Source organism: Buttiauxella warmboldiae (assembly GCF_003818135.1).
Lineage (GTDB): Bacteria > Pseudomonadota > Gammaproteobacteria > Enterobacterales > Enterobacteriaceae > Buttiauxella > Buttiauxella warmboldiae.
On record NZ_RPOH01000125.1, the window covers coordinates 1 to 3705 of the forward strand.

The 3705-nt window shown below is 48.7% G+C and carries 5 protein-coding genes and 1 rRNA gene; 2 read left to right on the forward strand and 4 right to left on the reverse strand.

Going from position 1 to position 3705, the window contains the following annotated elements; genetic code table 11:
• Nucleotides 1-191 precede the first annotated feature (191 nt).
• From dsbA to EHN07_RS20325, 3 genes are all read right to left on the reverse strand, one after another.
• The gene (gene dsbA, locus EHN07_RS20315; RefSeq protein ID WP_124025813.1) at nucleotides 192-815 is read right to left on the reverse strand and encodes a thiol:disulfide interchange protein DsbA; all 624 of its coding nucleotides are present in this window, start codon (nucleotides 813-815) and stop codon (nucleotides 192-194) included.
• 28 nt (nucleotides 816-843) lie between these two features.
• On the reverse strand, nucleotides 844-1830 hold the full coding sequence (locus tag EHN07_RS20320) for a serine/threonine protein kinase (RefSeq protein WP_124025811.1): 987 nt from the start codon (nucleotides 1828-1830) through the stop codon (nucleotides 844-846).
• A gap of 75 nt (nucleotides 1831-1905) precedes the next feature.
• Complete coding sequence (locus EHN07_RS20325; protein WP_064541894.1) at nucleotides 1906-2175, reverse strand: YihD family protein; 270 nt, start codon at nucleotides 2173-2175, stop codon at nucleotides 1906-1908.
• An 84-nt stretch (nucleotides 2176-2259) separates the two neighbouring features.
• On the opposite strand from EHN07_RS20325, the gene mobA reads away from it, so the two are divergent.
• Both mobA and mobB read left to right on the forward strand, forming a co-directional pair.
• Nucleotides 2260-2829, forward strand: a complete 570-nt coding sequence (gene mobA / locus EHN07_RS20330) for a molybdenum cofactor guanylyltransferase MobA (protein ID WP_124025814.1) — start codon at nucleotides 2260-2262, stop codon at nucleotides 2827-2829.
• Complete coding sequence (gene mobB / locus EHN07_RS20335) at nucleotides 2830-3333, forward strand: molybdopterin-guanine dinucleotide biosynthesis protein MobB (RefSeq protein WP_124025812.1); 504 nt, start codon at nucleotides 2830-2832, stop codon at nucleotides 3331-3333.
• 144 nt (nucleotides 3334-3477) lie between these two features.
• Here mobB and rrf read toward each other — a convergent pair.
• Nucleotides 3478-3593: ribosomal RNA gene (rrf, locus tag EHN07_RS20340) — 5S ribosomal RNA — on the reverse strand.
• Nucleotides 3594-3705 lie beyond the last annotated feature (112 nt).

Below are 3705 nucleotides of genomic sequence, written 5' to 3' on the forward strand. Positions count from 1 at the left end.
GGTCAGGGGAAAGCAGGTCATCGAGGCTCTGTACCTCGTCAGGAGCGGTAAGATTGATAATGCCGAGGGCTTGTGAAAGTTCCATGTAAAAAGGGTCCATGATGAACATGAACCCTTTTTACACCAGTCACCGGATCGGTCAACCGATCCTTAAACGATCAGCATTAGTCGATTGCCCGGCTTTATTATGATTACTTTTTCTCGACCAGGAATTTGGCCACAGCAGCATACTGCTGAACGAATGCGTCCATGTTGCTGGTGTCCATTCCTTGTGGATTCAACTGGTATTTCCCGTTCACGAAAATAGCCGGAACGCCCTGCAGTTGCAGATCCGCCGCCGCTTTCTCTTGTTGAGCAACCAGGGATTTCACCACAAAGCTGTTCCATGCCGCATCGTACTCTTCCGCTTTCACGCCTGCATTAATAAAGACATTACGAATATCGGCAACGTTTTGAACGGACTGCGTTTTCTGAACCGCTTCAAACATTGGTGCGGTGATTTTGTCTTCCACGCCCAGCGCCAACGCCACAGCCCATGCCTGAGTTAAATCCTTGCCCAATGGGCCGAGGAACTCAACATGATATTTGGTCATTTTAGTGCCTTCCGGCAGCTTTTTCTTCACGGTATCAGAAACATGAAGCACTTCTTCAAACTGATAGCAGTGCGGACAGTAGAATGAGAAGAACTCTAAAACCTGTGGCTCACCAGCAACTGGTTTTTGTAAAGTGATGAACTCTTTACCGTCGGTGTACTGCGCCGCAGACACGCTGAATGCCAGCATCATCCCCGTCAGCGCCAGCCAAATCTTTTTCATCATCAAATATCTCCTGAATAAATAGTGATTAATACAGTGGCGTTAATGTTAATGGTGGTTCACGCAGAACCCGGACCTGCTCTGTAAAAGTCGCAGTTTGTCTTCGCCAGTAATCTTCGTCGGTAAGCCACGGAAAATTTCTGGGGAAAGCAGGATCGTCCCAGCGTCGAATAATCCACGCGAGATAATAGACCATACGCATGGCTCGTAAAGGTTCTATGAGCGCAATCTCGTCTGAGTCAAAGGGGGTAAACTCTTCATATGCCTCGACAATCATCTCCAGCTGCATTCTCTGCTCGGCCTTGTCGCCGTTAAGCAGCATCCAGATATCCTGAATTGCCGGGCCGTTGCGCGCATCGTCGAGATCGACAAACAGCGGGCCGTCGCGCCAGAGAATATTCCCCGGGTGGCAGTCGCCATGTAAGCGCAACGCCTGAAAGCCCGCATGCCAGTGCAGTTTTACTTCCTCAATTAACGCATCTGTAGCTTTAAGGAAGCTCTGCTTCAGGGCTGATGGAATAAGGTGCATATGCTCAAACAGCTCGCGCGGCTCGAATAAATACTCATTTAAGCCTATATCCGGGCGGGCAGAGAATTGACTGCGGCGCCCTGCTTGATGGATACGACCAAGATAGCGACCGACCCACTCCATTTGATCTAGATTATCGGTTTCGTATTGTCTCCCGCCTAAACTGGGAAACACTGCATACATAAAACCTTGATGGCGCAACAATGTCTGGCCGTTGAAATACAGCGGTGCAGCGAGTGGAACCTCATCAGCCTGCAGCTCAAGCGCAAACCGGTGTTCCTCTTCTATTTGCTCAAAGGACCAGCGATGAGGGCGATAAAACTTCACCACGTAACGTTTACGATCCTCGTCCTGAAACTGATAGACGCGGTTCTCGAAACTGTTTAACGGGGTCAAGCCGGAATCCACCCGTATGCCCTGTTCGAAAAGGGCATCCATGATGGTATCCGGATGGAGTGTCTGAAAATTGAAAGCGCTGTCTGTCATCCAGCCAACCAACGGTAAATGCGAATAGTTGAGGATAACATTTCATCGCTGCTAAGTGGGACGGCTTACAAGCTTTTACTCTTTAATTACGCCACGGGCGCGCAGTAATGCGGTTTTAAAATCTTCTTCGTAATCTTTCTGAATGCCAGGAATAACAGCGTCTTTCGCAGAATCGCGCATTTTCAGCTGATAGATAAGCACGTCATCGGTCAGATCGGTTAATTCACCGGTATAACCTGACTCTTTACTGAGTTTCTGCAAAAATTGAATCAAGTTGAGATCCGGCTCTTTCTGCCATGCGGGCTGAAGTAGCTCCAGCAGTTCGTTAAGGCGTTTACATTTCATAATTGTGCTCCATTCACATGAGAGATGTGACACGTTAGCAGGCTCAAACCCACATGAAAAGAGGCGATATAGGTGAGACGTTTAATGGATGTTACGGGTGTGGTGCTGGCTGGAGGCAGAGCAACCAGAATGGGTGGGCGGGATAAAGGGTTAATTCCGCTAAATGGCCAGCCTCTGTTTGAACATATCGTCAGTAAGCTCATACCGCAGGTCGGGGATATCGCGATCGCCGCCAATAGAAATATCGAAAAATATCAGTCTGTTGGTTTCACTGTATTAAGAGATACGTTAGCGGATTTTCCAGGGCCGTTGGCCGGAATGCTGTCAGCAATGCAGCAGCTGAAGGGTGAATGGTTTCTGTTCTGCCCCTGTGATACGCCCAATATTCCAGGCGATCTGGCATATAAACTGTGGATGCAGAAAGGCGATTCCTCAGCCGTATGGGTCAATGACGGCGAGCGCGATCATCCAACCATTGCGCTTGTGCACCGGCGATTAATTAAAGAACTCGAGCAATATCTGGATACTGGAGAACGTCGGGTCATGGTTTTCCTGCGCCAGGCTGGCGGCAAAGCGATTGTATTTGAAAACCAAACCGGCCGTTTTGCCAACATCAACACCCCTGAAGATCTCGCTCAATGGGAGAAAGAATAGATGTTGCCACTATTAGCATTTGCGGCCCGTAGCGGGACAGGAAAGACGACGCTACTAAAGAAGCTCATTCCTTTATTGAATGAGCGGGGTATTCGTCCTGGATTGATTAAGCATACCCATCACGATATGGAGGTGGATAAGCCAGGTAAAGACAGCTATGAGCTACGTAAGGCAGGAGCGGCACAAACTCTCGTTGCCAGCCAGAAACGCTGGGCCCTTATGACAGAAACACCTGATGAAAATGAGTTAAATCTCTACTACCTTGCCAACCGAATGGATGAGACATCGCTGGACGTCATTCTGGTGGAGGGTTTTAAGCACGAATCGGTGCCTAAGATTTTGCTCTACAGGCAGGGGAGCGCGCAAGACGCTGATGAACTGGCGATCGATAGCCATGTTATTGCCATCGCCAGTGACGTAAAACTCAGTTCAACCCTACCTATTCTGGATATTAATCAACCGGAACAGATTGCTGATTTCGTGGCTGCCTGGCTAAAAAAATAGCAGCTATGCCATTGAATATGAGGCTCCTCTGAGGGAAAGGAGCTAATTTCCATAAATTACTTGTTGAAATATGGACAGGAGGTTCATAAACAACAGACAGCAAAAAGCCCTGTACGTCAGTACAGGGCTTTCCACTTATTTGGAGCCTGGCAGTTCCCTACTCTCGCATGGGGAGACCCCACACTACCATCGGCGCTACGGCGTTTCACTTCTGAGTTCGGCATGGGGTCAGGTGGGACCACCGCGCTAGTGCCGCCAGGCATATTCTGTTTCATCAACCGTCACAGTGTTATCTGTAACCATCGACTTAAAATCTCGGTTCAGGCTGAAAATTAAAATTGTCTCTGACAAAACACCTTCGGTGTTGTAAGG

Bases quoted from the DNA above. Each gene is read 5' to 3' on its own strand.
- dsbA (WP_124025813.1), bottom strand. From the start codon at position 815: ATGAAAAAGATTTGGCTGGCGCTGACGGGGATGATGCTGGCATTCAGC.
- EHN07_RS20320 (WP_124025811.1), bottom strand. From the start codon at position 1,830: ATGACAGACAGCGCTTTCAATTTTCAGACACTCCATCCGGATACCATC.
- mobA (WP_124025814.1), top strand. From the start codon at position 2,260: ATGGATGTTACGGGTGTGGTGCTGGCTGGAGGCAGAGCAACCAGAATG.
- mobB (WP_124025812.1), top strand. From the start codon at position 2,830: ATGTTGCCACTATTAGCATTTGCGGCCCGTAGCGGGACAGGAAAGACG.
- EHN07_RS20325 (WP_064541894.1), bottom strand. From the start codon at position 2,175: ATGAAATGTAAACGCCTTAACGAACTGCTGGAGCTACTTCAGCCCGCA.